The 22,256-nt window shown below is 71.8% G+C and carries 23 protein-coding genes and 1 tRNA gene; 6 read left to right on the top strand and 18 right to left on the bottom strand.

From position 1 onward, the window contains the following. Positions 1-22: 22 nt before the first annotated feature. Positions 23-1,771, top strand: a complete 1,749-nt coding sequence (locus FM119_RS10025) for an MDR family MFS transporter (protein WP_245827431.1) — start codon at positions 23-25, stop codon at positions 1,769-1,771. Further along, positions 1,768-2,280, top strand: coding sequence for a MarR family winged helix-turn-helix transcriptional regulator (locus FM119_RS10020; protein ID WP_087137685.1), 513 nt, complete (start codon positions 1,768-1,770; stop codon positions 2,278-2,280). The genes FM119_RS10025 and FM119_RS10020 overlap by 4 nt, the downstream gene beginning before the upstream one ends. Before the next feature lie 325 nt (positions 2,281-2,605). Here the strand turns inward: FM119_RS10020 and FM119_RS10015 are convergent, their stop codons facing one another. From FM119_RS10015 to FM119_RS10000, 4 genes are read right to left on the bottom strand one after another with little or no spacing between them, the layout of a single operon-like run. Further along, positions 2,606-3,622, bottom strand: a complete 1,017-nt coding sequence (locus FM119_RS10015; RefSeq protein WP_087137683.1) for a sugar phosphate isomerase/epimerase family protein — start codon at positions 3,620-3,622, stop codon at positions 2,606-2,608. After that, on the bottom strand, positions 3,619-4,734 hold the full coding sequence (locus FM119_RS10010; protein ID WP_245827430.1) for a Gfo/Idh/MocA family protein: 1,116 nt from the start codon (positions 4,732-4,734) through the stop codon (positions 3,619-3,621). Before FM119_RS10010 ends, FM119_RS10015 begins: the two co-directional genes overlap by 4 nt. Continuing rightward, a complete protein-coding gene (locus FM119_RS10005) occupies positions 4,731-5,828 on the bottom strand; it encodes a Gfo/Idh/MocA family protein (RefSeq protein WP_087137681.1) in 1,098 nt (365 codons plus the stop codon). Before FM119_RS10005 ends, FM119_RS10010 begins: the two co-directional genes overlap by 4 nt. Then, positions 5,825-6,583 carry a sugar phosphate isomerase/epimerase family protein gene (locus FM119_RS10000; RefSeq protein ID WP_245827428.1) on the bottom strand — a complete coding sequence of 253 codons (759 nt, stop codon included), beginning with the start codon at positions 6,581-6,583 and terminating at the stop codon, positions 5,825-5,827. The genes FM119_RS10005 and FM119_RS10000 overlap by 4 nt, the downstream gene beginning before the upstream one ends. 120 nt (positions 6,584-6,703) lie before the next feature. Here FM119_RS10000 and FM119_RS09995 point away from each other — a divergent pair, with 120 nt between their 5' ends. After that, on the top strand, positions 6,704-7,882 hold the full coding sequence (locus FM119_RS09995) for an ROK family transcriptional regulator (RefSeq protein ID WP_087137679.1): 1,179 nt from the start codon (positions 6,704-6,706) through the stop codon (positions 7,880-7,882). A 100-nt stretch (positions 7,883-7,982) separates the two neighbouring features. After that, positions 7,983-8,570: a YqaJ viral recombinase family protein gene (locus FM119_RS09990; RefSeq protein WP_087137771.1), complete on the top strand. Its 588-nt coding sequence runs from the start codon at positions 7,983-7,985 to the stop codon at positions 8,568-8,570. 12 nt (positions 8,571-8,582) lie between these two features. Here FM119_RS09990 and FM119_RS09985 read toward each other — a convergent pair whose 3' ends face one another. From FM119_RS09985 to FM119_RS09965, 5 genes are read right to left on the bottom strand one after another with little or no spacing between them, the layout of a single operon-like run. Continuing rightward, positions 8,583-9,395, bottom strand: a complete 813-nt coding sequence (locus tag FM119_RS09985; protein ID WP_087137677.1) for an ABC transporter ATP-binding protein — start codon at positions 9,393-9,395, stop codon at positions 8,583-8,585. Further along, positions 9,388-10,185, bottom strand: coding sequence for an ABC transporter ATP-binding protein (locus tag FM119_RS09980; protein ID WP_087137675.1), 798 nt, complete (start codon positions 10,183-10,185; stop codon positions 9,388-9,390). The genes FM119_RS09985 and FM119_RS09980 overlap by 8 nt, the downstream gene beginning before the upstream one ends. Beyond that, complete coding sequence (locus tag FM119_RS09975) at positions 10,182-11,072, bottom strand: ABC transporter permease (RefSeq protein ID WP_087137673.1); 891 nt, start codon at positions 11,070-11,072, stop codon at positions 10,182-10,184. Before FM119_RS09975 ends, FM119_RS09980 begins: the two co-directional genes overlap by 4 nt. Next, positions 11,069-12,121: an ABC transporter permease gene (locus FM119_RS09970; protein WP_087137671.1), complete on the bottom strand. Its 1,053-nt coding sequence runs from the start codon at positions 12,119-12,121 to the stop codon at positions 11,069-11,071. The genes FM119_RS09975 and FM119_RS09970 overlap by 4 nt, the downstream gene beginning before the upstream one ends. Positions 12,122-12,132: 11 nt before the next feature. Continuing rightward, the gene (locus FM119_RS09965) at positions 12,133-13,713 is read right to left on the bottom strand and encodes an ABC transporter substrate-binding protein (protein WP_087137670.1); all 1,581 of its coding nucleotides are present in this window, start codon (positions 13,711-13,713) and stop codon (positions 12,133-12,135) included. Between the two features lie 145 nt (positions 13,714-13,858). On the opposite strand from FM119_RS09965, the gene FM119_RS09960 reads away from it, so the two are divergent. After that, the gene (locus tag FM119_RS09960; protein ID WP_087137668.1) at positions 13,859-14,434 is read left to right on the top strand and encodes an Lrp/AsnC family transcriptional regulator; all 576 of its coding nucleotides are present in this window, start codon (positions 13,859-13,861) and stop codon (positions 14,432-14,434) included. 12 nt (positions 14,435-14,446) lie between these two features. On the opposite strand, the gene FM119_RS14255 is transcribed toward FM119_RS09960, so the two are convergent. Then, positions 14,447-15,187, bottom strand: a complete 741-nt coding sequence (locus tag FM119_RS14255; protein ID WP_245827426.1) for an avidin-fold protein — start codon at positions 15,185-15,187, stop codon at positions 14,447-14,449. A 174-nt stretch (positions 15,188-15,361) separates the two neighbouring features. Here FM119_RS14255 and FM119_RS09945 point away from each other — a divergent pair, with 174 nt between their 5' ends. Beyond that, positions 15,362-16,393, top strand: a complete 1,032-nt coding sequence (locus FM119_RS09945) for an NADP-dependent oxidoreductase (protein ID WP_245827425.1) — start codon at positions 15,362-15,364, stop codon at positions 16,391-16,393. A 24-nt stretch (positions 16,394-16,417) separates the two neighbouring features. Here FM119_RS09945 and FM119_RS09940 read toward each other — a convergent pair whose 3' ends face one another. The 8 genes from FM119_RS09940 to FM119_RS09905 all read right to left on the bottom strand — a co-directional run bounded on the left by FM119_RS09940 (position 16,418) and on the right by FM119_RS09905 (position 22,250). Beyond that, positions 16,418-17,155, bottom strand: a complete 738-nt coding sequence (locus tag FM119_RS09940; RefSeq protein ID WP_087137665.1) for a metallophosphoesterase family protein — start codon at positions 17,153-17,155, stop codon at positions 16,418-16,420. Positions 17,156-17,290: 135 nt separating this feature from the next. Further along, complete coding sequence (gene rplA, locus FM119_RS09935) at positions 17,291-17,980, bottom strand: 50S ribosomal protein L1 (protein WP_087137664.1); 690 nt, start codon at positions 17,978-17,980, stop codon at positions 17,291-17,293. Positions 17,981-18,050: 70 nt separating this feature from the next. Continuing rightward, positions 18,051-18,482 carry a 50S ribosomal protein L11 gene (gene rplK, locus FM119_RS09930; RefSeq protein ID WP_087137662.1) on the bottom strand — a complete coding sequence of 144 codons (432 nt, stop codon included), beginning with the start codon at positions 18,480-18,482 and terminating at the stop codon, positions 18,051-18,053. A gap of 88 nt (positions 18,483-18,570) precedes the next feature. Beyond that, entirely contained in the window at positions 18,571-19,518 is a 948-nt protein-coding gene (gene nusG, locus FM119_RS09925) for a transcription termination/antitermination protein NusG (RefSeq protein ID WP_087137660.1), read from the bottom strand. 82 nt (positions 19,519-19,600) lie between these two features. Further along, positions 19,601-19,876 (bottom strand): preprotein translocase subunit SecE, encoded by a 276-nt coding sequence (gene secE, locus FM119_RS09920; protein WP_087137657.1) that lies wholly within the window; start codon positions 19,874-19,876, stop codon positions 19,601-19,603. Positions 19,877-19,923: 47 nt separating this feature from the next. Then, positions 19,924-19,996 (bottom strand) — tRNA-Trp (locus tag FM119_RS09915). A 164-nt stretch (positions 19,997-20,160) separates the two neighbouring features. After that, entirely contained in the window at positions 20,161-21,444 is a 1,284-nt protein-coding gene (locus FM119_RS09910; RefSeq protein WP_087137655.1) for an enterochelin esterase domain-containing protein, read from the bottom strand. Then, complete coding sequence (locus FM119_RS09905) at positions 21,441-22,250, bottom strand: ABC transporter ATP-binding protein (protein WP_087137653.1); 810 nt, start codon at positions 22,248-22,250, stop codon at positions 21,441-21,443. The genes FM119_RS09910 and FM119_RS09905 overlap by 4 nt, the downstream gene beginning before the upstream one ends. Between the last annotated feature and the right edge of the window lie 6 nt (positions 22,251-22,256).

Here is a 22,256-nt window from a genome sequence, read left to right as displayed (position 1 = left end):
GCCAGCCCCACAAGGAGAGTCCATGACATCCATCGCGCCCACCGCGCCCGCGATGACCCACAAACAGGTACTTCAGTCGCTGAGCGGACTCCTGCTCGGCATGTTCGTCTCGATCCTCGCCGGCACCGTCGTGTCGACGTCGCTGCCGAAGATCATCTCCGAGCTCGGCGGAAACCAGACGGCGTTCACCTGGGTGGTCACCTCCACCCTGCTCGCGACGACCGTGTCGACCCCGATCTGGGGCAAACTCGCCGACCTCTTCGACCGCAAGCTGCTCATCCAGCTGGCGCTCGGCATCTTCGTCATCGGCTCAGCGCTGGCCGGGTTCAGCCAGGACACCTCCACGCTCATCGCGTTCCGCACCGTGCAGGGACTCGGCGCCGGAGGGCTCACCGCGCTCAGCCAGATCATCATGGCCGACATCATCAGCCCGCGCGAGCGCGGCAGGTACATGGGCCTGTTCGGTGCGGTCATGGCCGTCGGCACCATCGGCGGCCCCCTCGCCGGCGGGCTCATCACCGACAGCTTCGGCTGGCGCTGGAACTTCTTCGTTGCCCTGCCGATCGCCGTCGTCGCGATCATCCTGCTCCAGCGCACCCTGCACCTCGCCCACCGCACCACGACGCGCGCCCGCATCGACTACCTCGGCGCCGCGCTCATCGCCGGCGCGGTCTCGCTGCTGCTCATCTGGGTGAGCCTGGCCGGCAGCCAGTTCGAGTGGGCGAGCACGACGACCCTCTGGATGGTCGGCGGCGGCGTCCTGCTGCTGACCGCGGCGATCGTCGTCGAGTTCAGGGCCGCGGACCCGATCATCCCGCTCACCCTGTTCCGCAACCGCACCTTCACCCTTTCGGTCATCGCCAGCCTCGCCGTCGGCGTCGCGATGTTCGGCACCAGCGTGTTCCTCGGCCAGTACATGCAGCTGGCCAGGGGCGCCACACCGACCGAGTCCGGCCTGCTCACCCTGCCTATGATCGTCGGACTGCTGCTGTCCTCCACCATCGTCGGCGCGCTCATCACCCGCTACGGCGCGTGGAAGCGCTACATGGTGATCGGCGCGGTCCTGCTGACAGCGGGGCTCGCCCTGATGGGGACCATCCACTACGACACCTCCTACGTGCAGGTGGCACTGTTCATGCTCATCCTCGGCTCCGGCGTCGGAATGGTCATGCAGAACCTGGTGCTCGTCGTGCAGAACACCGTGCACCCGCAGCAGCTCGGCGTCGCCAGCTCCTCCGTCGCCTTCTTCCGCAGCCTCGGCGGCGCGGCGGGCGTCGCGGTGCTCGGCGCGCTGCTGGCCGAGCGGGTCACGGCGTCGATGACGGCGCAGCAGGCCGCGCTGCAGCAGGCCCTCGCCGCCCTCGGCGCGGAGGGCCAGAAGGTCGCCGCCTCGCTCGCCTCCGGGACCATCCCCGCGGTGTCCAGCCTGCCGGACGGCGTCAGGCAGATCATCGAGTCGGCATACGGGGACGGCATCGCCTCGATCTTCCTCACCGCCGCGCCGCTCGCACTGGTGTCGCTCATCGCCATCGTGTTCCTGCCCAACGTCTCACTCAGCACCCAGACGGCGCAGGACCGGAGGGACGAGGTCGCCGACGCCGCCATCGCCACGGCCGGCGTCACCCCGACCGGCTCGATCGCCGTCGTCGCGGACGACCTCTCCCCCGAGGACGGGGCATCCCGGATCGACGGCGGCGCGGAACGAGCCCCCGGCGCGCGGCACGCGGCACCGGCCGGCGAGGCAGAGCCGGGGCGGGAGAGCGGGCGATGACCGCCGCCGGCGCCTCCGGCAGGGGGCCCGCCCCCCTGCCGGACGGTGCCGGCCCCGGTCCCAGCTCCGCCCCCAGCCCCGAGCAGATCACCGCGCTGGAGAGCGCGCTGCTCGGCATCGTGACGGAGGCCAAGCGCACCATCCACGCCAGGGCCGAACGAATCGCCCCCGACATGCAGCGGGGCACGTTCACCCTGTTCACGCAGATCGCGCGCCTCGAGCCGATCAGCGCGGGCAGCCTCGCGGAGCTGCTCAGCCTGGACCGCAGCGTGGTGTCCCGGTCGGCGAAGACACTGGTGGAGGCGGGCCTCATCGAACGCCACCCGAACCCCTCGGACGGCAGGGGTGCCGTCTTCAGCGCGAGCGCGCGCGGGCGCGCCATGCTCGACGAGGCCAGGAGCGCCGAGTCGGCCCGGCTGCGCACCGAGATGGGCAACTGGAGCGCCGCCGACGTCACCCGCCTGACCGAGCTGCTGTCCCGGCTCGCGGCGAGCGCGACGCGGATCTGAGCATCCGGGCAGGCGTGAGCACAGCAGCCGCCGGGCACGGCGCGCGCGGACGCGGACCGCAGGAGTCGCCGGGCGAGGGAAACGGTGACCGCGGAGACACGGAGGTTGCGGGTGGCCCAACGCCCCCACGTTGAGCCACCCACACTGTGTGTGCGGAACCCGGTCCCCCCCCAGGGATCCGCACGGGCCGGTCGACGCGCCGCGAGAAGCACCCGCTCGGCGACGTCCGGGATCAGCCTAGTGAGAAACCACGGAATATGACAAATCCTCACGGACCCCTGTTCGGGGGCCCGCGAGGACGGTCGACCGGCGGAGGCCCGCCGCGCTACTGCGTGCTGAACGCCGCGTCGAAGGACGCCGTCGGCCGCGGCCACAGCAGCGAGCGGACGAAGCCGACCGCCTCCTTCGCCCCGTGCAGCCGGTCCATGCCCGCGTCCTCCCACTCGATCGAGATCGGACCGTCGTAGCCGATGCCCTCGAGCGCTCGGAAGGCGTCCTCCCAGGGGACGTCGCCGCGCCCGGTCGAGACGAAGTCCCAGCCCCGGCGGACGTCGCCCCACGCCAGATGGGAGCCGAGCACGCCCGCCCTGCCGTTCGACGGGCGCAGGCGCGTGTCCTTGCAGTCGACGTGGTAGATCCGGTCCTTGAAGTCCCAGATGAAGCCGACCGGGTCGATGTTCTGCCACATCATGTGACTGGGGTCCCAGTTGAAGCCGAAGGCGGAGCGGTGCTCGACGGCCTCGAGCGCACGAACGCTCGTCCAGTAGTCGTACGCGATCTCCGAGGGATGGACCTCGTGGGCGAAGCGCACGCCCTCGCCGTCGAAGACGTCGAGGATCGGGTTCCAGCGCGTCGCGAAGTCCTCGTAGCCGCGGTCGATGACGTCCTGGCCCACGGGAGGGAACATCGCCACGTACGGCCAGATGCTCGACCCGGTGAAGCCGACGACCGTGTCCACGTCGAGTGCACGGGCGACCCTGGCGGCGCGCTTCATGTCCTCGGCCGCGCGGCGGCGCACGCCCTCCGGTTCGCCGTCGCCCCAGGTGTAGTCCCGGACGATGGCCCGGTGCCTGGCGTCGATCGGGTCGTCGCACACGGCCTGGCCGGTGAGGTGGTTGGAGATGGCGAACAGCCGCAGGCCGTGCCGGTCCAGGATCTCGCGCCTGCCGCGCAGGTAGGCCGGGTCCTCGTCGGCGCGCTTGAGGTCGAGGTGGTCGCCCGAGGCGGCGAGCTCGAGCCCGTCGTAGCCCCACTCGGCCGCCAGCCGGGCGACCTCCTCGAGCGGGAGGTCGGCCCACTGCCCGGTGAACAGGGTGACGGGGTGCGTGGATGCTGCGGTCATGCGTTCACTCCATTCGTTTCTGTCGCGGCCGGAGCAGGGCCGGCCTCGACCCAGGTGCCGGCGGCGTGCGAGCGCAGCACGGCATCGATGATGACCGCGGAGCGCACCCCGTCGGCTGCGGTGGGGACGCCGTCGGGCGTGCCGCCGGCCATGAGCGCGTAGCTGTCGCGGACGAAGGCGTTCGCCGCGTCCTGGTAGCCCATCGGGTGCCCGGCCGGGACCGTGCTGAGTCGTGCGGCGTCGGCGCTCAGGCCGGCGATGCCCCGGGGTACGACGCTGTTCTCGGTCGTCGTCCCCCACCAGATCTCGTCGGGGCGTTCCTGGTCGAAGGCGACGGCGGCGTCGGTGCCGGACAGCTCGAGCGTGAGCGCGTTCTTGCGCCCCGCGGCGACCTGTGACACCAGCAGGGTCCCGATGGCGCCGCCGACGGTCTCGATGACCAGCGCGGCCGCGTCCTCGGTGCGCACCTCGCCCCGCCCCCGGTCGGCGTGCGCCGTCGAGGTCCGCGCCACCAGCCGTGCGACACGGTCGCCGCTGATGAACTCGACCAGGTCGACCAGGTGCGAACCGATGTCGGCGAAGGCCCGCGACGGTCCTCCCGCCGCGTCGTCGACGCGCCAGTCGTCCGCCCCGGCGTCGAGCAGCCAGTCCTGCAGGTACCCGGCGGAGACGGTCAGCAGCCGGCCGATGCCGCCGGAGGCCACCCGAGCCCTCGCCTCGCGCACCATCGGGTGGAAGCGGTAGAAGTGTGGAACCGCCACGACCAGCCCCTCCGCCTCCGCGCGCCCGGCGATCGCCAGCGCGTCGGCGACGGACGTCGCCAGCGGCTTCTCGCAGACGACGTGCTTTCCCGCCTCCAGCGCCCGCTCGGCGATCCGCCTGTGGGTCGCGTTGGGGGTGAGGACGTGCACGACGTCGACCTCGGGGTCGTCCAGGAGCGCGTCGAGGTCCTCGTAGTGCCCGGTGGCGCCGAGCTCGGCCGACGCCCTCCTCGACCCCTCCGGCGTGCGGGTGAGGACGCCGAGCAGCGGCGAGCCGGCCGCGTGCACGGCGTGCGCGTGGACGCGGCCCATGAAGCCCCCGCCGACGAAGGCGGCGTTGAGCGCGCTCACGCCAGCACCCGCGCCGGGTCCCAGTCGGCGGCCAGCGGTGGCGCGACCTCGACCGTGCTGACGATGTGCACCGTCTCGCCTGAGGCGATCGCCGACTCGATGGACTCCATGACCTCGAGCACGTGCAGGGCGAGCGCCCCCGACGCCCGCTCGGGGCGCCCCTCCGCGATCGCCTCGGCAAGCTCGGCGACACCCGTGCCCCGCGAGGCGGTGTGGCCCTCGGCGGGGATCTCCCTGCCCTCGGGGTTGTCGGCGTCGAACAGGGTCGACGCTCCGTCGAAGCCGTTGGGGTCGGGCAGGACGAGCGTGCCGGCGCTGCCGATGATCTCGAGCACACCCGCGCGGGCGCGATGGGTGTCGAAGGACAGCGTCAGCTGGGCGCTCGCGCCGGAGCGGAAGCGCAGCAGCGCCTGGACCGTCGTCGGGACCTCGACGGGGAAGGTCTCGCCCGCGCGCGGGCCGGAGCCGATGACGCGCTCCCGCCTGGCCGCTCCGCCCGCGGCGGTGACCTCGGCGACGGGGCCGAGGTTCGTCACGAGCGCGCTGAGGTAGTACGGCCCCATGTCGAACAGCGGCCCGGCCCCCCTGGCGAAGAGGAAGTCGGGGTTCGGGTGCCACGCGTCGGGACCGGGGACCTGGAACACGGCCGTCGCCGCGAGCGGCGTTCCGATGGCGCCGGAGGCGATGGTGCGCGCAGCCGTCTGGAGCCCCGCGCCGAGGAGCGTGTCAGGTGCCGAGGCGACCCGGCGCCCGAGCGATCCGGCGTGGTCGAGCAGCGCACGGCCGCTGGCGACGTCGAGGGCGAGCGGCTTCTCGCCCCACACGTGCTTGCCGGCGTCGACGATACGGGTGGCGACCTCGGCGTGCACGGCGGGGATGGTGAGGTTGACGACGATGTCGACGCTGTCGTCGGCGAGCAGCTCGTCGACCGTTCCCGAGGCGGCGACGCCGAACTCCGCGGCCCGCTCGGCGGCACGGTCGACGTCCAGGTCGGCGATGCGCCGGACCTCGACCCCGGCGAAGGAGGTGAGGTTCTCCAGGTAGGTGGCGCTGATGACCCCCGCGCCGATGATGCCGACGCCGACAGGGCTCATCGCTCGCCCCCGGTCAGGAAGGCGACGCTCGCGGCGATGCCGTCGAGGACGTCGCCGCCGTAGGCGTCGAACTCGACGACCGGCACCGCCTGCGGAGCAGCGGCGACGATCGCGCGGATGGGCAGCTCGCCGGACCCGGCCGGCTGCTGCCGGGCGGTGTCACCGCTCCGGTCGCCGTCCTTTACGTGGATGTGGGTGACCCGGTCACCGAGCGCGGTGAGCAGCTCGACGGCGGAGCGTCCGCCGACCTCGGCCCAGTAGGTGTCGACCTCGAGCGCGACCCGGTCGTCGAGGCGCGCGGCGAGCGCCTCCAGGGCCGTCACGCCGTCGATGACGGTGGACAGCTCCCAGGCGTGGTTGTGGTACCCGACGGTGACGCCGTGGGCCGCCGCCTGCTCGGCGGCGTGGTTGAGCGCCGCCGCGATGGCTTCCACGTCGTCGATCCCCGTCCAGCGCTCCGGGGGGAGGAACGGCTCCACCACGGTGGCGACGCCGGCCGCCGCCGCGGCGGCGAAGAGCGCCTCCCTGTCCTCGACGTCGACGACGCTGCCGTGGGCGCTGGGGGTGGCGAGGCCCGCCCGCTGCGCCGCCGCGACGAGGGCGGTGTCGGCGGCGGCGAAGCCGAAGGGCTCGGCCTTGGTCAGGCCGATGCCGGCGAGGGCGGCAAGTGTCCCGTCGCGGTCGGCGGCGAGGGCATCCCTCACCGAGTAGAGCTGCACGGAGAGTGCGGAAATCGGAGCGATGGGTTCGGTCACGGTTCTCCTCGTCGAGTGTCGCCACCGGCGGGCGCGATGGTAGTTCCACAGTACGGCGACTTCTGACGACGGTCAAACAAAAGTCCGTCGACGGCGGGACCGCTGTGGTTGACTACGGCTATGGCAGGCGAACCCCGGCCCCCCAGGGACACCACGGCGAGCGACGTGCTCGGCCTGCTCAGGGACGGCGCACCCCGCACCCGATCGGAGATCGTCGCCGCCACGGGGCTGGCGCGGTCCACCGTCAACGCCCGGCTCGACCAGCTGCGCAGGATCGGCCTCGTCCGCGCGGCGGGCGAGGCCGCCTCCTCCGGGGGACGGCGCCCCGGCAGGCTCGCCTTCGACCCGGAGTCGCGGCTCATCGCGGCGGTCGACATCGGCGCGAGCCACGCCGCCGTCGCGCTCACCGACCTGTCCGGTCGCGTGCTGCGCAGCCGCCCCGTCGCGATCGAGCTCGACGGCAGCGGTGCTGCGGCGATCGACGCGGCGCTCGACGCCGTCCACGCGCTCCGCACCGCGGACGACGCCCCCGTCGCCGCGGTCGGCATCGGCATCCCCGGGCCCGTCGAGCATGCGCTCGGCCGCCCCGTCGCACCGCCGATGATGCCGCACTGGCACAACCTCGACATCCCGGCGCTCGTCGCCGCCCGCCTCGGTCCCGCCGTCGCCGTCTCCGTCGACAACGACGTCAACCTGCTCGCGCTCGCCGAGCGCGCGGGGTCGGCCGACGACGGGGACGAGCTGTTCTTCCTCAAGGTCTCGACCGGCATCGGCGCCGGCATCATCGCCGGCGGCAGGCTGCAGCGCGGAGCACGCGGGTCGGCGGGGGACCTCGGCCACGTGCGGGTGCCCCACAGCCCCTCCTTCGCCCGCGCTGCCGACGACGACCGCGATCTGGAGGCACTCGCGGCCGGACCCGCGATCGCCGCGCGCCTACGCGCCGGCGGCGTCGCCGCGGCGGGAACCGCGGACGTCGCCGCGCTCCTGTCCGCCGGGCACCCGCTCGCCGTCGCAGAGACCCGGTCATCCGGCCGGCTGATCGGCGAGGTGCTCGGCACCGTCACCGGGCTGCTCAACCCGCGCACCGTCGTGCTCGGCGGCTCGATCGCGCGGGCGGACAACGCACTCCTGCACGGGATACTCGACGTCCTCCCCGGGAGGAGCATCCCCCTGGCGGGTGACGAGCTCGTGCTCAGGACCTCGACGGCAGGTGCAGAGGCCGGGCTCGTCGGGGCCGCCCTGCTCGCCGCGGAGCGCGTGCTGTCGCCGTCGGCGATCCTCCGCGCCGCCGGCGAGTGAGCAGCTCACGCGCGCGACGGCACGCCGCCGACGACACGAGCGGGCCCCCGCGCCGTGCGGCGCTCCACCCGCGGACCGCGGAACGCGGCAGAATGGGGTGGTGACACCCGAGCTCTCCTCCCGCATCATCGCCGACTCGACGGACCGCGTCGGCTGGCTGAGGGCCCGCTCGAGGGGGATCACCGCGACCGATGTGGCCACGCTCTCGACGCCCCGCTCGATCGAACGCGCCGCCTGGGCCAAGCTGAACGGCACCGGCTTCAGCGGCAACCGCTACACCGACCACGGCAGGGCACGCGAGCCGGAGATCGCCCGCTGGGTGGCCGCGACGCACGGGATCCAGCCGTCGAGCGCGCTGTTCAGGGCCGAGGTCGAGCACCGCCACCTGGCCACCCCCGACGGCCTCACCGTGACACCGCAGGGCAGCGTCATCCTCGCCGAGATCAAGACGACGACGAAGCCGTGGCGCAGCGTCCCGCGCAACTACCTCCGTCAGATCTGGTGGCAGCAGTACGTCATCGGCGCCGAGCGCACCCTCGTCGTGTGGGAGCAGCACGACAACTTCGTTCCCGTCGGCGACGAGCCGCTGTGCCGCTGGATCGACAGAGACGACCGCGAGATCGCCGGACTGGTCACGCTCGCCGACGCTCTGATCGACGAGCTGCACCGCATGACCACCCGCGGCTGACCCCGCCGGGGGTCACAGCCAGGAGCGACGCTCCTCGGCGCTCGGCGAGGCGGGGATGCGACCGCTGCCGTCCGGCTCGGGGATCGCCGCGAGCAGCGCCCGGGTGTACGGGTGCTGCGGCTCGGCCCACAGTCGCGCCGTCTCCCCCGACTCGACGATCTCGCCCGCGAGCATCACCAGGGTGCGGTCGGCGAACCGCCGCACGACGGCGAGGTCGTGGGAGATGAACAGCATGCCCGCGCCGAGCTCGCGCGTGAGGTCCTTCATCAGCGCGGCGACGCTCGACTGCGTGGAGGCGTCCAGCGCTGAGATGGGCTCGTCGGCGACGAGCAGCCGGGGACGGGCGGCGATCGCCCGCGCGATGGCGATGCGCTGCTTCTGCCCTCCAGAGAACTCGTGCGGGTAGCGGCTCACCGACGCGGCGGGCAGCCCGACGCGCTCCAGCCAGTCGCCCGCGCTCGACCCGGCCAGCCCGCGCGCGGTGGCCGCGGCAATGCCGTCCTCGATCTGGTCCCCCACGCGTCGCCGGGGGTTGAGCGAGGTGTTCGGGTCCTGGAACACCATCTGGATCCCGGTGTTCTTCCGGGTGCGCAGCCCCAGAGGCGGCACGGGCTCGCCGTCGAACAGCACCGTGCCCGAGCCGATCCGCTCCATGCCGACGACCGCCCGGGCCAGACTCGACTTGCCGCAGCCGCTCTCACCCACCAGGGCGACCGTCTCGCCGCGCTCGACGCGGATCGACACGCCCCTGACCGCGTGGACGGGGCGCCGCCCTCCGTAGCTGACGGTGACGTCGCGGCTCTCCAGCACGGGTGACTCAGACATCGGGCTCTTCTTCCAGTCGGGATCCGGGCAGGGCCGCCAGCAGCTGCCGCGTGTACGGGTGCTGCGGCGCGGAGAACAGCGCCGCACGCGGCGCGCGCTCGACGATGACCCCCGCGCGCATGACGGCGACCTCGTCGGCGATCGCGCTCATGACGCCGAGGTCGTGCGTCACCAGCAGCACCGCGAGCTGACGCTCCTCGGCGAGCTGGTGCAGCAGCTGCAGGATTCCCGCCTGCACGGTGACGTCGAGCGCGGTGGTCGGCTCGTCGGCCAGCAGGACCTCGGGGTCGCAGGCGAGCGCGATGGCGATGGCGATGCGCTGGCGCTGACCGCCGGAGAACTGGTGGGGGTAGCGTGCGAGCGCGGCCTCCGGCTCCGGCACCTGCACGCGCTCGAGCAGCTCGACCGCCCGCTGCCTCGCGGCACGACGGGACAGCCCGAGGTGGCGGCGCACGTGGTCGGTCAGCTGCACCCCGACGCTGAGCTGCGGGTGCAGGCTCGCGGACGGGTCCTGGAACACCATGGCCACCCGGCGACCGCGCACCGCCGACAGCGTCCGACGGTCGGCCCCGACGAGCTCGGTGTCGCCGCAGCGGATCGATCCGGTGACGCGCGCGCCCCGCGGCAGCAGGCCGAGCACGGCCATCGAGGTGAGCGTCTTGCCCGAGCCGGACTCGCCGGCCAGGCCGGTGACGCGGCCGGGATACAGGTCCAGGCTGATCCCTGTGACCAGCGGCCTGCCGATCGAGATGTGCAGCTCGCTGATGCTGAGGACGGCGTCGCGGCTCATGCGGTCTCCCCCGTGTTCGCGGCGATGCTCTGCGCGCGGGCGAGCGGATCGAACGCGTCGCGCAGGGTGTCGCCGATGAAGTTGAACGCCATGACGACGGTGAGGATCGCCAGGCCGGGGAACACGCCGATCCACCAGGCGTCGAAGTTCTCCATCGCGCCGGAGATCATCGACCCCCACTCCGCCGTCGGCGGCTGGGCGCCGAGGCCGAGGAACGACAGTCCCGACAGCAGCAGGATCGCCGTGCCGATGTCGAGGCTCGCCAGCACGAGGATGGGTCCGGCGACGTTCGGCAGGATGTCGGTCCACAGCGAGCGCGCCGGCGAGTAGCCGAGCAGCCGCGACGCGATCACGTAGTTCTGCCCGCGCAGCGACAGCACGATCGAGCGGCTCACCCTGGCGTACTGCGGCCAGGACACGACGATCGCCGCGATCACGGCGTTGAACAGCGAGGGCCCGAGCGAGGCGGCGATGACCATCGCGAGGATGACCGTGGGGAACGCCATGACGAGGTCGGTGATGCGCATGAGCGTCTCGTCGACCCAGCGGCCCGCGTAGCCGGCGATCGCGCCGACGAGGGTGCCGAGCACGACGGAGCAGCCGACGAGCAGCAGGGCCAGCGGGATGGTGACGCCCGCGCCCGCCATCAGCCGGGAGAACACGTCGCGCCCGACCGAGTCGGTGCCGAGGATCGCCTCGGGTCCGGGCGGCTGCAGGCGCGGTAGCCCCTGGGCGACCGGGTCGTAGGGCACCCACAGCGGGGCCGTGCAGGCGACGAGGATCCAGGCGAGCGCGACGACGGCGCCCACGATGCCGAGCGGCGCCCTCCACTGTGCGCCGATCCGGCGGCGGCGCGCTCGGGCGGGGGTGAGGATCGAGGAGGTCATGACAGCCGCACTCTCGGGTCGAGGATGGCGTAGAACAGGTCGACGACGAGGTTGATCACCAGGTAGATGACGCCGACGACGAGGCCGACCCCCATGATCCCCGGCAGGTCGAGGTTCCGCGCGGCGTTGTAGGAGTAGCTGCCGAGCCCCGGCCATGAGAACACCGACTCGACGAGGACCGTCCCGCTGAGCAGCGCGCCGAAGGCGACGCCGACAACGGTGAGGATCGGCAGCGAGGCGCCGCGGAGCACGTAGGCGCTCACCACCCGCCACCCGCCCAGGCCCTTCGCCCTGGCGGCCCTGACGTAGTCGGTGTCGAGGACCTCGAGCACCGAGGTGCGGACGAACCGCGTGAGCAGCCCGATCGTGAACAGCGACAGCACGAGCACGGGCAGCGTGAGGTGCGCGAGCGCGTCGAGGAAGCCGACGGAGTCGCCGTTCAGCAGGTAGTCCACCGTGTACAGGCCGGTGACGGTCGGCGGCGGGGTGATGGAGGGCGAGATCCGTCCCGAGCCGGGGACGACGCCGAGCTGCAGGAAGAACACGTAGAACGCCACGAGGGCGAGCCAGAACGTCGGCACGCTGAGGCCGATGAGCGTCAGCACGCGCAGCACCTGGTCGGTGACCATGCCCCTGCGGTACGCGGCCAGGGTGCCGAGCACGAGGCTGACGGCGAGGCTGAGCACGATGGCGGCGACGGCGAGCTCGATCGTCGCGGGGATCGCCTTGGCCAGGTCGGCGACGACGGGTTGCCCCGTGGTCAGCGAGCGGCCGAGGTCGCCGGTGAGCAGCGCGCCGAGGTACATGACGTACTGGACGGGCGCGGGCTTGTCGAGGCCGTGCGCCTGGATGAACGCCTCCCTCGTGGCGGGGTCGCTCGCCGGCCCCTCGCCGAGGGCGGCCGTCACGGGGTCGCCCGGCACGAGGTTGGTGAGCAGGAAGGTGACGAGCGTCACCCCGATGAGGAGCAGGACGGAGGTTCCCAGGCGACGCAGGAGGAACCCGGCCAGCGGGCTGGCCGGGCTCCTCGTCGCAGCGGTCTTCTGCATTGCTGTTCTGGCTACTCCGCCGGGGCGAGCTCGGCCAGGTCGATCGTCCACACCGAGTTGTACGCGGCGCCGGTCACGCTGTCGGCCGTCGCGATGTTGGACGCGGGGACGATGAGCGGGATGAACGGGCCCGACTCCTGCATCTGGGCGGCGAAGTCGCTCAGCGCGGCGTCACGGTCCTCGGTGCTGGAGGCGGCGTAGGCCTCGGCCGCGACGTCGGCGATGGCGGGGTTGTCCTCCGCCGTCCACCCGGCGCGCAGGCCGACCTTGAGGCCGGGGGCGAAGGGCAGGAAGTTCGTCGAGTCGGCGTAGTCGGGAGCCCAGAACCACAGGCCCATCTGCTCGGTGCCGTTGACGTACGCGTCCAGCTCGCTGGCGAACGGCGCGGGCGCCAGCTCGACGTTGATGCCGGCCGACTTCAGCTGGTCCTGGATGCGCTCGGCGAGCGGGGTGAACTCCACCCCGCCGACCGGGTAGTCGTTGGGGAAGGACAGCCGGATGGTCTCGCCGTCGTAGCCGGCCTCCGTCAGCGCCGCGGCGGTCGCGTCGAGGTCCTGACCGACCGGGTCGCTCAGCGCGCCGCTGTAGCCGGGAGGGATGACGCCGGTCGCCTGGACGGAGCCGGTGCCCGCGAGCTCCAGGAGCCCGTCGCCGTCGATCGCGGTGCGCACGGCGCTGGCGAACTCGGGGCTCGCGGCGACGCCGCCGACCTCGTCGTCCTGGTTGACGAGGAGGAAGATCGTCTGGCCGCTCGGCACCGAGTCGACGGTGAAGCCATCGCCGAGGCCCGAGGCCTGGTCGCCGTTGAGGTCGAGCGCCACGTCGGCGTCGCCGCCCTTGAGGTTGATCAGCTGCGTCGCGCTCTCGCTGACGTTGCGCAGCACGATGCGGCTGTAGCCCGGGGCGTGCTCGCCGGTGTACTCCGGGTTCTCGGCCAGGGTGATCTGGCTGGTGAGGTCGATCGAGTCGAGCGTGTACGGCCCGGAGCCGGCCGAGTTGGCGTCCAGCCACTCCTGCGCGGTGTCTTCGCCGTCGGTGCTGCCGCCGTGCTCGGCGACGACGTCGGCGTTGAGGATGCCGAGGGCGGGGCTGGCCAGCAGCGCGGGGAGCGCGAGCTTCGGCGTCTCGGAGCTGACGGTGACCGTGGAGTCGTCGACCTCGGCGAAGCTGAGGCCCTCCAGCAGGAACGCCGGCTTCGCCTCGGTCATCGCCTGGATGCGCTCCAGGCTGAACACCACGTCGGACGCCTCCACGGGGGATCCGTCGGAGAAGGTGCGGCCGTCGGCGATGGTGAAGGTGAACTCGGTGGCGTCGTCGTTCTGCGTCCAGCTGGCCAGCCCGGGGACCGGGGTGCTGACGTCGGAGCCCTCGAAGTCGACGAGCGTCTCGTAGAGCGCCTTGGCGACGGTGTTGCCCGTCGGGTCGTAGCTGTTCCCCGGGTCGGCCGTCTCGATGGTGAACGAGGTGTTCACGGTCAGCGACGTCGAGTCGCCCGACGAGTTGTTCGCCGAGTTTCCGCCGGAGCATCCGACGAGGACGAGGGCGGTGACGGCGCCGAGCGCTGTCACGGTGCCGGTTCGGGTGATGTGCATGTGATGGGACCTCCGGGTAGGTGCGTCAGCCGCGAGGGCGCGCATGGGGTACGTCCATGAGATTGACACGTTTGAACATCAAATGTCCAATAGGATTCGTTACAAATTGATGAAGCGTGAACCGAATGCACCTGGAGCGAGCAGAATGTCCAACGCCTCTGACCCCGCCGCATCGACCGAGGTCGAGCGTGACGAGACCAACCTCCGGATGCTCGAGGTGCTGCGATCCGACGGCCGGATCTCGATGTCCGCGCTCGCCGACCAGGTCGGCATCTCCCGCGCGAACGCGTACCAGCGCGTCGAGTCGATGGAGCGCCGCGGCATCATCGACGGCTTCAGCGTCCGGGTTGACCCCTCCCGGCTCGGCCTGGACATCTGCGCGCTCGTCTTCCTCAACGTCGAGCCTCGGCTGTGGCAGCCGTTCCGCGACGCGCTGCGGCAGCTGCCCGAGGTCGAGTACGCCTGCATCACGACGGGGGAACACGATGCGATGCTGCTGCTGCGCGCCCCGGACGTGCGCGCCGTGCACCACTTCTCGACCTCCGTGATCGCGGTGCACGAGGCGGTCAAGGCGATCGTCAGCGTCGTCGTGCTCGACGAGCTCGTGCGGCGGCCGTTCGTGCTGCCCTCCGACATCCCCGACCGCTCCGGCGACGACGACACGCTCGGCATGACGCAGTGGATCCCCGCCTCGGAGTCCCGCGCCTCGCTGGCGGAGTAGCCGCCGCGGCGGCTAGCGGGCCTGCACGCACACACTGCGGTGCTCGACGCCGTCGACGACGAAGTCCTCGACGAGGGTCAGCTCCCCGTCGCTCAGCCGCACGGCGCTGTCGCTTCCCCCTGTGATCACCCGGCCGTCGGCGACGAGCTCGTGGGCGAAGACGACGCTGATCGTGTCACCCGACCTGGTCCCGATGAAACGACCGAAGGTCACGGTGTCACCCCCGTACTCGCCCCAGATGAGGCCGGCGTGCTCGTGGTAGTCGAAGGTGCTCGGGCTGTCCTCGTCGACGACGCTCGCCGTCGAGGACGTCAGCACGAAGCGTCGGCCGTCCAGGCTCGGGGCGGCGCCGCCAGCCGTCACCGCGACGTCGTCGGGGACGAGGAGCGCGTCGGCCCACCGCGCCCGCTCGGCAGGGTCGAGCTCGACGCAGACGCTCTCGAGGTCGACGCCGTCGATCGTGAACCGCTCGACGAGCCGGAGCGCGCCCGGCTCCCCCACGATCTCGCTGGTGTTGTCGCCGGACACGACGGAGCCGTCCGCAGCCAGGCGATGGACGAACCACTCCCTCAGCGTGTCGCCCTCGCGCACCCCCACGCCGCGGCCGACGGTGACGGTGTCGCCGCCGTACTCGCTCCAGACGATGCCCGCACGCTCGTGGAACACGAACACGCTCGAGGCGTCGGGGTCGACGGCGCTGTTGGAGGAGCTGAGCAGACGGAACGCGCGTCCGTCGAGGCTGGGCAGGGGCATGCGTGTCCTCGGAGTGCTGGGGGGGGTCGGGTGTCCCGAGCCTATCGCAGCCCGTCCGGTGCCCCGCGTCCCCGGCCCGCCCCGGCCACGACACGTCACCTCCGTGAAACACGTTCGACGCATCGGTCGTGTTGAGTGGTCTACGACCGGCTCAGCGATCGACAAGGGGGAACGATGGTGCGCGAACGGCTGACCACGGCGTGGGACACCTATCCGATCGGCACGAGGGCCGCCGCCGTCCCCGACAGCATGGCCGCCGTGGTCATCGACGGACCGGGCACCGCCTCGGTGCTGCGGACCGGGAGGGTGGCCACGCCCAGCCCGATCAACGCCGAGCTGCTGATCCAGGTCCGCTGCGCGAGCGTCAACCCGCTCGACTGCAAGACGCGCGCGGGCGGAGGGGTCTCCGACCACATCACCTCGTTCCCCGCCGTCCTCGGCTACGACTTCTCCGGCGTCGTGGTGCGCTCGCCCTACGCCGCGCACCCGCTCGCCCCCGGAACGGAGGTCTTCGGCATGACCGCGACCCCGCGCTACGACGGAAGCTACGCGGAATACGTCGTCGCACCGGTCGGGTCGGTCGCGCCCAAGCCGGCGTCGCTGTCGCACGCCGAGGCGGCCGCGACGCCGCTGGCCGCGCTCACCGCCTGGGGCCTGGTCGTGGACACCGCACGGGCGCACAGGGGGCAGCGGATCCTCATCCACGCCGCGGCCGGAGGCGTCGGCCACTTCGCCGTCCAGTTCGCCCGCTACTTCGGCGCCGAGGTCATCGCGACGGCCTCCGCCGAGAACCACGACTGGCTGCGCGTCCTCGGTGCGGACGAGTGCGTCGACTACCGCACCGAACGCTTCGAGGACGTCGTCGCCCCGGTCGACGTGGTGATCGACCTGGTCGGCAACGTCCACGACGACACCGGCACCCGTTCGCTGGACGTCCTCCGCCCCGGCGGGCTGCTGATCAACGTGCCGACGAACAGCTGGACCGGGTTCGAGGAGGCCGCCGCCGCGCGCGGCCTGCGCGCCACCGGCTACAAGGTCTCCCCCGACGGGGACACGCTCGAGTCGATCGGGCGGCTGATGAGCTCGGGGAGCGTCCGACCCTACGTCGACCGCGTCTACCGGCTCGACGAGGCGACCGCCGCCCATGAGCACGTCGAGAGCGGGCACAGCCGCGGCAAGGTCGTCCTCTCGGTCGGCGAGGCCTGATGCCCGGCGCCGTCCGTCGAGGCGTCAGGCCCCCTGGCGGGTCCGCACTCCACGCGTGATGCCGAGGACGGCGTCGGCGATCCGGTCGAACCCGTTCGCCGTGGCGCGATCCGCCGCCGCGCGGGCGTCATACCGGACCTCCCGCAGCTGCACGGTCCAGTCGCCGTCCGGTCCGGCCCCGTCCCTGCTCACCAGCGCGTATCGGGCGGGCGGAGGGGCACCGGGCTTGAGCGCGCGCGGCAGACCGACGCTCCCGGGGTTCACGACCATGCGTCCGTCGGTGAGGCGGAGCACCCTCGGCACATGGCTGTGACCGCACAGCACCAGCCCGCCGCCGCAGCCGTCGAGCACGCGGACGATGCGGTGCTCGTCCGGGACGGCGCCGTCCCTGTCCTGCTCCCCCTCCAACAGATACTCCGTGTCGCTGGCCGGGGTCCCGTGCACGGCGAGCACGCCGGCGGCCGGTTCGGCGGTCACGGGGAGGGCGCCGAGAACGGCGACCATCGACGCCGGGAGCAGCTCCCTGGCGTGGCGGTCCATGGCCGTACCGCCGGTCGCGGCGACGGCCCTGTCGTGGTTCCCTTTCACCGTCAGCCAGTCGCGCTCCATGAGCAGCTCCATGGTGCCGACGGGGTCCATTCCGCCGGAGGCGGAGTCGCCGAGATTGAGCACGGGCGGCGACCCGGCCGCGCGGATGTCCGCCTCGACGGCGCGCAGCGCATCGATGTTGCCGTGGATGTCGGAGACGACTGCGAACCGCACGCCACCATCGTCGCACGCCGCGGCGCCCGGCGCGGACGCCGGCGTACGGCGATGGGCCCCGCAACCGAGGTTGCGGGGCCCATCGTGACCTGCGTCGTCAGGCCGGACGACGGCTGATGCCGTCGACGCAGCCGGTCAGAGGCCGTTGACCTCGAGGGGGATGCCGGGGCCGAAGGTCGTCGAGACGGCGCCCTTCTGCACGTAGCGACCCTTCGCGCTGGACGGCTTGAGGCGGAGAACCTCGTCCAGGGCGACGGTGAGGTTCTCGTTCAGCTGCTCGGCGGTGAAGCCGGCCTTGCCGATGACGAAGTGCACGTTGGAGTGCTTGTCGACGCGGAACTCGATCTTTCCGCCCTTGATGTCGGACACGGCCTGGCCGACGTTCGGGGTCACGGTGCCGGTCTTGGGGTTCGGCATCAGGCCGCGCGGGCCGAGGACCTTACCCAGACGACCGACCTTGCCCATGAGCTCCGGCGTCGAGACAGCCGAGTCGAAGGCGGTCCAGCCGTCGGCGACCTTGGCGATGAGCTCGTCGCCGCCGACTTCGTCCGCACCCGCGGCGATGGCGGCCTCGGCCGCCGCACCCGTGGCGAAGACGATGACGCGAGCGGTCTTGCCCGTGCCGTGGGGGAGGATGACCGTACCGCGGACCATCTGGTCCGCCTTGCGGGGGTCCACGCCGAGCTTCAGCGCGACCTCGACGGTGCTGTTGAACTTGGCCGAGCCGGTCTCCTTGGCGAGGGCGACCGCTTCAGCGGGGGTGTAGAACTTTCCGTCCGAGATCTTCTCGGCCGCGGCCCGGTAGGCCTTTGACTTCTGTGCCATGTGATTCTCCAGTTCGAGATCGTGGTCTATCGCGCCTGGCCGGCGCTGCCACGGAATAAGTGGGGGAAGGTCAGCCCTCGACCGTGATGCCCATGGAACGGGCGGTGCCGGCGATGATCTTCGACGCGGCGTCGACATCGTTGGCGTTGAGGTCGGCCTTCTTGGTCTCGGCGATCTCGCGGACCTGGGCCTGGGTGATCTTCGCGACCTTCACCGTGTGGGGCGTCGACGAGCCCTTGGCGACGCCGGCGGCCTTCTTGATGAGCTCGGCTGCCGGAGGGGTCTTGAGCACGAAGGTGAACGAGCGGTCCTCGTACACGGTGATCTCGACGGGGATGACGTTGCCGCGCTGCGACTCGGTCGCGGCGTTGTACGCCTTGCAGAACTCCATGATGTTGACGCCGTGCTGACCCAGCGCCGGACCGATCGGCGGGGCGGGGTTGGCGGCGCCGGCCTGGATCTGAAGCTTAATCAGACCTGAGACCTTCTTCTTCGGTGCCATGTTTCTTCCTTCTTCTGGGGTTCGAACCGCCGACGGATGACGGCGGCTCTCCCGCGCGTCCAGCCGGACCGCGGTGGCTTGGGGATGTCTAGAGCTTGGTGACCTGGTCGAAGCTCAGCTCGACGGGCGTCTCGCGCTCGAACAGCGACACGAGGACGGTGAGCTTGCCGCTCTCCGGCTTGATCTCGCTGATCGACCCGGGAAGGCCCGCGAACGACCCCTCCTTGATCGTGATGGTCTCGCCGATCTCGAAGTCGACCTCGGCGGTGACCGTACGGGAGACCTGGGGCGCGCCGGAGCCGCCGGCGGACTTGGCCGCCGCCTGCTCCTTGACCTCGACGAGGCTCTTGAGCATGTTGAACGCCTCGGCGAAGCGCAGGGGCGTCGGGTTGTGCGCGTTGCCGACGAAGCCGGTCACCCCGGGGGTGTGGCGGACGACGGACCAGCTGTCCTCGTTGAGGTCCATGCGCACGAGCACGTAGCCGGGAATCCGCACGCGCGTCACCATCTTGCGCTGGCCGTTCTTGATCTCGACGACGTCCTCCATCGGGACCTCGACCTGGTAGATGAAGTCCGCGACGTCGAGCGTGCCCTTGCGCTGCTCGATGTTGGCCTTGACCTTGCGCTCGAAGCCGGCGTAGGAGTGGATGACGTACCACTTGCCCGGCAGGACGCGCAGCTCCGCCTTGAAGGCGTCATACGGGTCGACCTCGGGGGCGTCCTCGGCCTCGATCGCCTGCTCCTCGGCGTCCTCGTCCTCGGTCGCCTCGACGGCGGCCTCCGCCTCGGCGGCGTCGTCGACGTCGAGGGAGTCGTCCACGACGGCGTCAGCCTCGGGGTCACGCGACTCGGCGAGGGCGTCCAGTGCCGCATCGAGGCCGGACTCGGGGTTCTCCTCGGTCACCGCGGCGGACTCCGCCGGCTCAACCGACGCCTCTTCGGCGGCCAGGATGTTGCCCTCCTGGGCCTCGTCGTCCTCGGCGGACTGCTCAGCAGCCGTGGCCCAGTCGACCTCGTCGCGATTGATCTCAGACACCTAGATTCCCATTCCTCACAGTTGATTCCCGTCCGGAGCCGACCCGGCATCCGCCCGCACCCTGCCCTCGCGGGCCGCCGAGCTAGATCGACGGGTTGCCGAAGACGATGATGGCCAGCCAGCCGAACAGCTGATCGAGTCCGTACACCAGCGCCATCATGATCACAACGAACACCAGCACGACGATGGTGTAGTTGACGAGTTCCTTGCGGGTCGGGGTGACGACCTTCTTCAGCTCACCAACGACCTGCTTGAGGAAGAGAATGATCTTCGCAAAGGGGTTGCGCCGTGCTGCACGCTCGCGCTGAGCGGTCGCGACGATGTCCTCGCTGGGTTCGTCGATAACTTTACGGGCCACCTGGATACACCTTTCGTGTGCCGACACGGAATGTCACTGTCGACGCGCAGGGCGGACAGGACTCGAACCTGCAACCTGCGGTTTTGGAGACCGCTGCTCTACCAATTGAGCCACCGCCCTTCAGCCGGAGACCGGCCGAGGGGAGTCCTCCACCCGCGCGGCCGCCGCGATCTTCACAGGGAAAATGGCACGGATCAAGCGTTGCGGATTTCGACTCCTGGGACAGCTTACGTGAAACCGTGCCGGAGAGTAAAGCCGGGCGGCGGGTCGTGGACGTCGCCCCGTCACCGGCGAGGGGGCCGGCCGTACAGCTCCTGCAGCCCGGCGATCAGGCCCTGCGACCACCACGCCCAGTCGTGCCCCCCGGTGACCGGACGGTAGAGCACCTTCGCCCCTCCGGCGAGCAACCGCTCGGCGAGGCCCGCGGCGCCCTCCGCGATCTCCTCCTCGAAGCAGCCGGCGGTCAGCACCAGACGGTACGGCGCGGAGCGGTCGAGAAGAAGCGGCGAGGGGTCGTTGCGCCACAGCGACGGCGACTGCGCGATGGCCGCGCCCACCGTCTCCGGCGCGCGACCGAGAAGCCACAGCGCGGCCAGCCCCCCGAAGCTCTGACCGCTCACCGCCGTCGCCTCGGGCGCAGCGCTCACCGGCAGCTCGCGCCGGAGGAGGGGAAGGAGGGTGTCGAGCACGAAGTCGTTGATCCCGCCGCTGACCCCGAGCTCCGCGGTGCGGCGGTCGGGGTCGACCGAGTCGATCATCGCCACGTGCAGCGGAGGCAGGGCGCCCGCACGGATCGCACGGTCGAGCATCGTCGCCAGAGACGCCCTGGTCGCCCAGACCTGGCCGTCGAACAGCAGGAGCAGGGGCGTGCCCTCCCGGCCGGGTCCGGGGTCCTGGCGGGCCCCGTCGACCGCGACGCCGACCCGCGCAGCCAAGGGCGACGAGGCGGGTGCCGGCGGCCGGTAGACCCACACGCGCCGGTCCAGCCCCGCGACCGCGTCCGGCACGGACCACTCCTCCGGCGCCGGGCCGAACGGCGGCGAGGCGAACGGGTGCTCCGGCGCGTCGGGGACCTCGACGACGGACTGCTCACCCTCCGACATCATCTGCGCCGCACGCAGCGGGTTCCGCGGGTCGGGCCCCCCGGCCATCGCGGCGAGGCGCGCGGCCCTGCGGTCGGTGGCCGCGCGCCAGGGCGCCGGCCCGTCGCCGCTGTGCTCTGTGATCACGTAGCCGGCACGCCACCCGGACGGGACCAGGTAGCTCAGCACCCAGAGGTCCGAGCCGGCGAGCCGCTCGAACTCGCTGAGCCCCGGGTGCGCGTGGTCGAAGAGCGCGTTCGCCGCGAGCACCACGGCCCGAGCGTCGGCGCTGCTCCAGACGAAGGTCACCAGCCATGACCCGTCGGCGTCCTCCTCGAGGATCGGCGTCTCGACACCGCGCAGCCGCTCGACCACCGCGGCCCTGGCGACGTCGCCGAGGAACTCCCACCTCTCCGCGATCGGGGCGGCCACCCGGGGGACGACGGCGTCCCGTGGCGGCGGGTGGACGACACCGCGGCCCGTCACTGCACGGCCTCGGGGATGACGAGGGGCGTCCCCGACACAGGGTCGTCGATGACACGCGCCTTCAGGCCGAAGACCTCGTCCAGGCGCTCCGCGGTGACGATCTCCGCCGGTGCACCGGTCGCCATGACACGGCCGTCCCTCATCATGATGACGTGGTCCGCGTAGCGGAAGGCGAGGTTGAGGTCGTGCAGGACCGCGACGAGCGTGTAGTCGCCGGTCCGGTGCAGCCGACGGCAGAGCTCGAGGACCTCGATCTGGTGCACGATGTCGAGGAAGGTGGTCGGCTCGTCCAACAGGAGGGTCGGGGTGTCCTGCGCCAGCACCATCGAGATCCACACGCGCTGGCGCTGCCCGCCGGAGAGCTCGTCGACGTGCCGGTCGGCGAGCTCCCGCACGCCCGTCGCCTCCAGCGCCCTGGTGACGGCCGCCTCGTCCTCCGGCGACCACTGCCGGAACGCGCCCTGATGCGGGAACCGTCCGCGCGAGACGAGGTCGACGACGGTGATGCCGTCCGGCGCGGTCGCCGACTGCGGCAGCAGCCCGAGCCTGCGGGCCACCTCCTTCGAGGGGAAGCGCGTGATCTCCTGGCCGTCGAGCACGACGTGCCCCGTCTCCGGTTTGATCAGCCGGGCCAGGGCACGCAGCAGCGTCGACTTGCCGCAGGCGTTGGGCCCGATGATCGCGGTGAACGACCGATCGGGGATCTCGACGTCGAGCCCGTCGGACACGGTCCGCCCGTCGTAGCCGAGCCGCAGCCCGCGCCCCGCCAGTCGCGGACCGCCGCGTTCCGCCTCGTGCTGATCCATTCCGGT

It is taken from the genome of Mycetocola reblochoni REB411, assembly GCF_900163835.1.
In the GTDB taxonomy this organism is placed as follows: Bacteria; Actinomycetota; Actinomycetes; order Actinomycetales; family Microbacteriaceae; genus Mycetocola_B; species Mycetocola_B reblochoni.
This window is presented reverse-complemented; position numbering and strand designations above follow the sequence as displayed.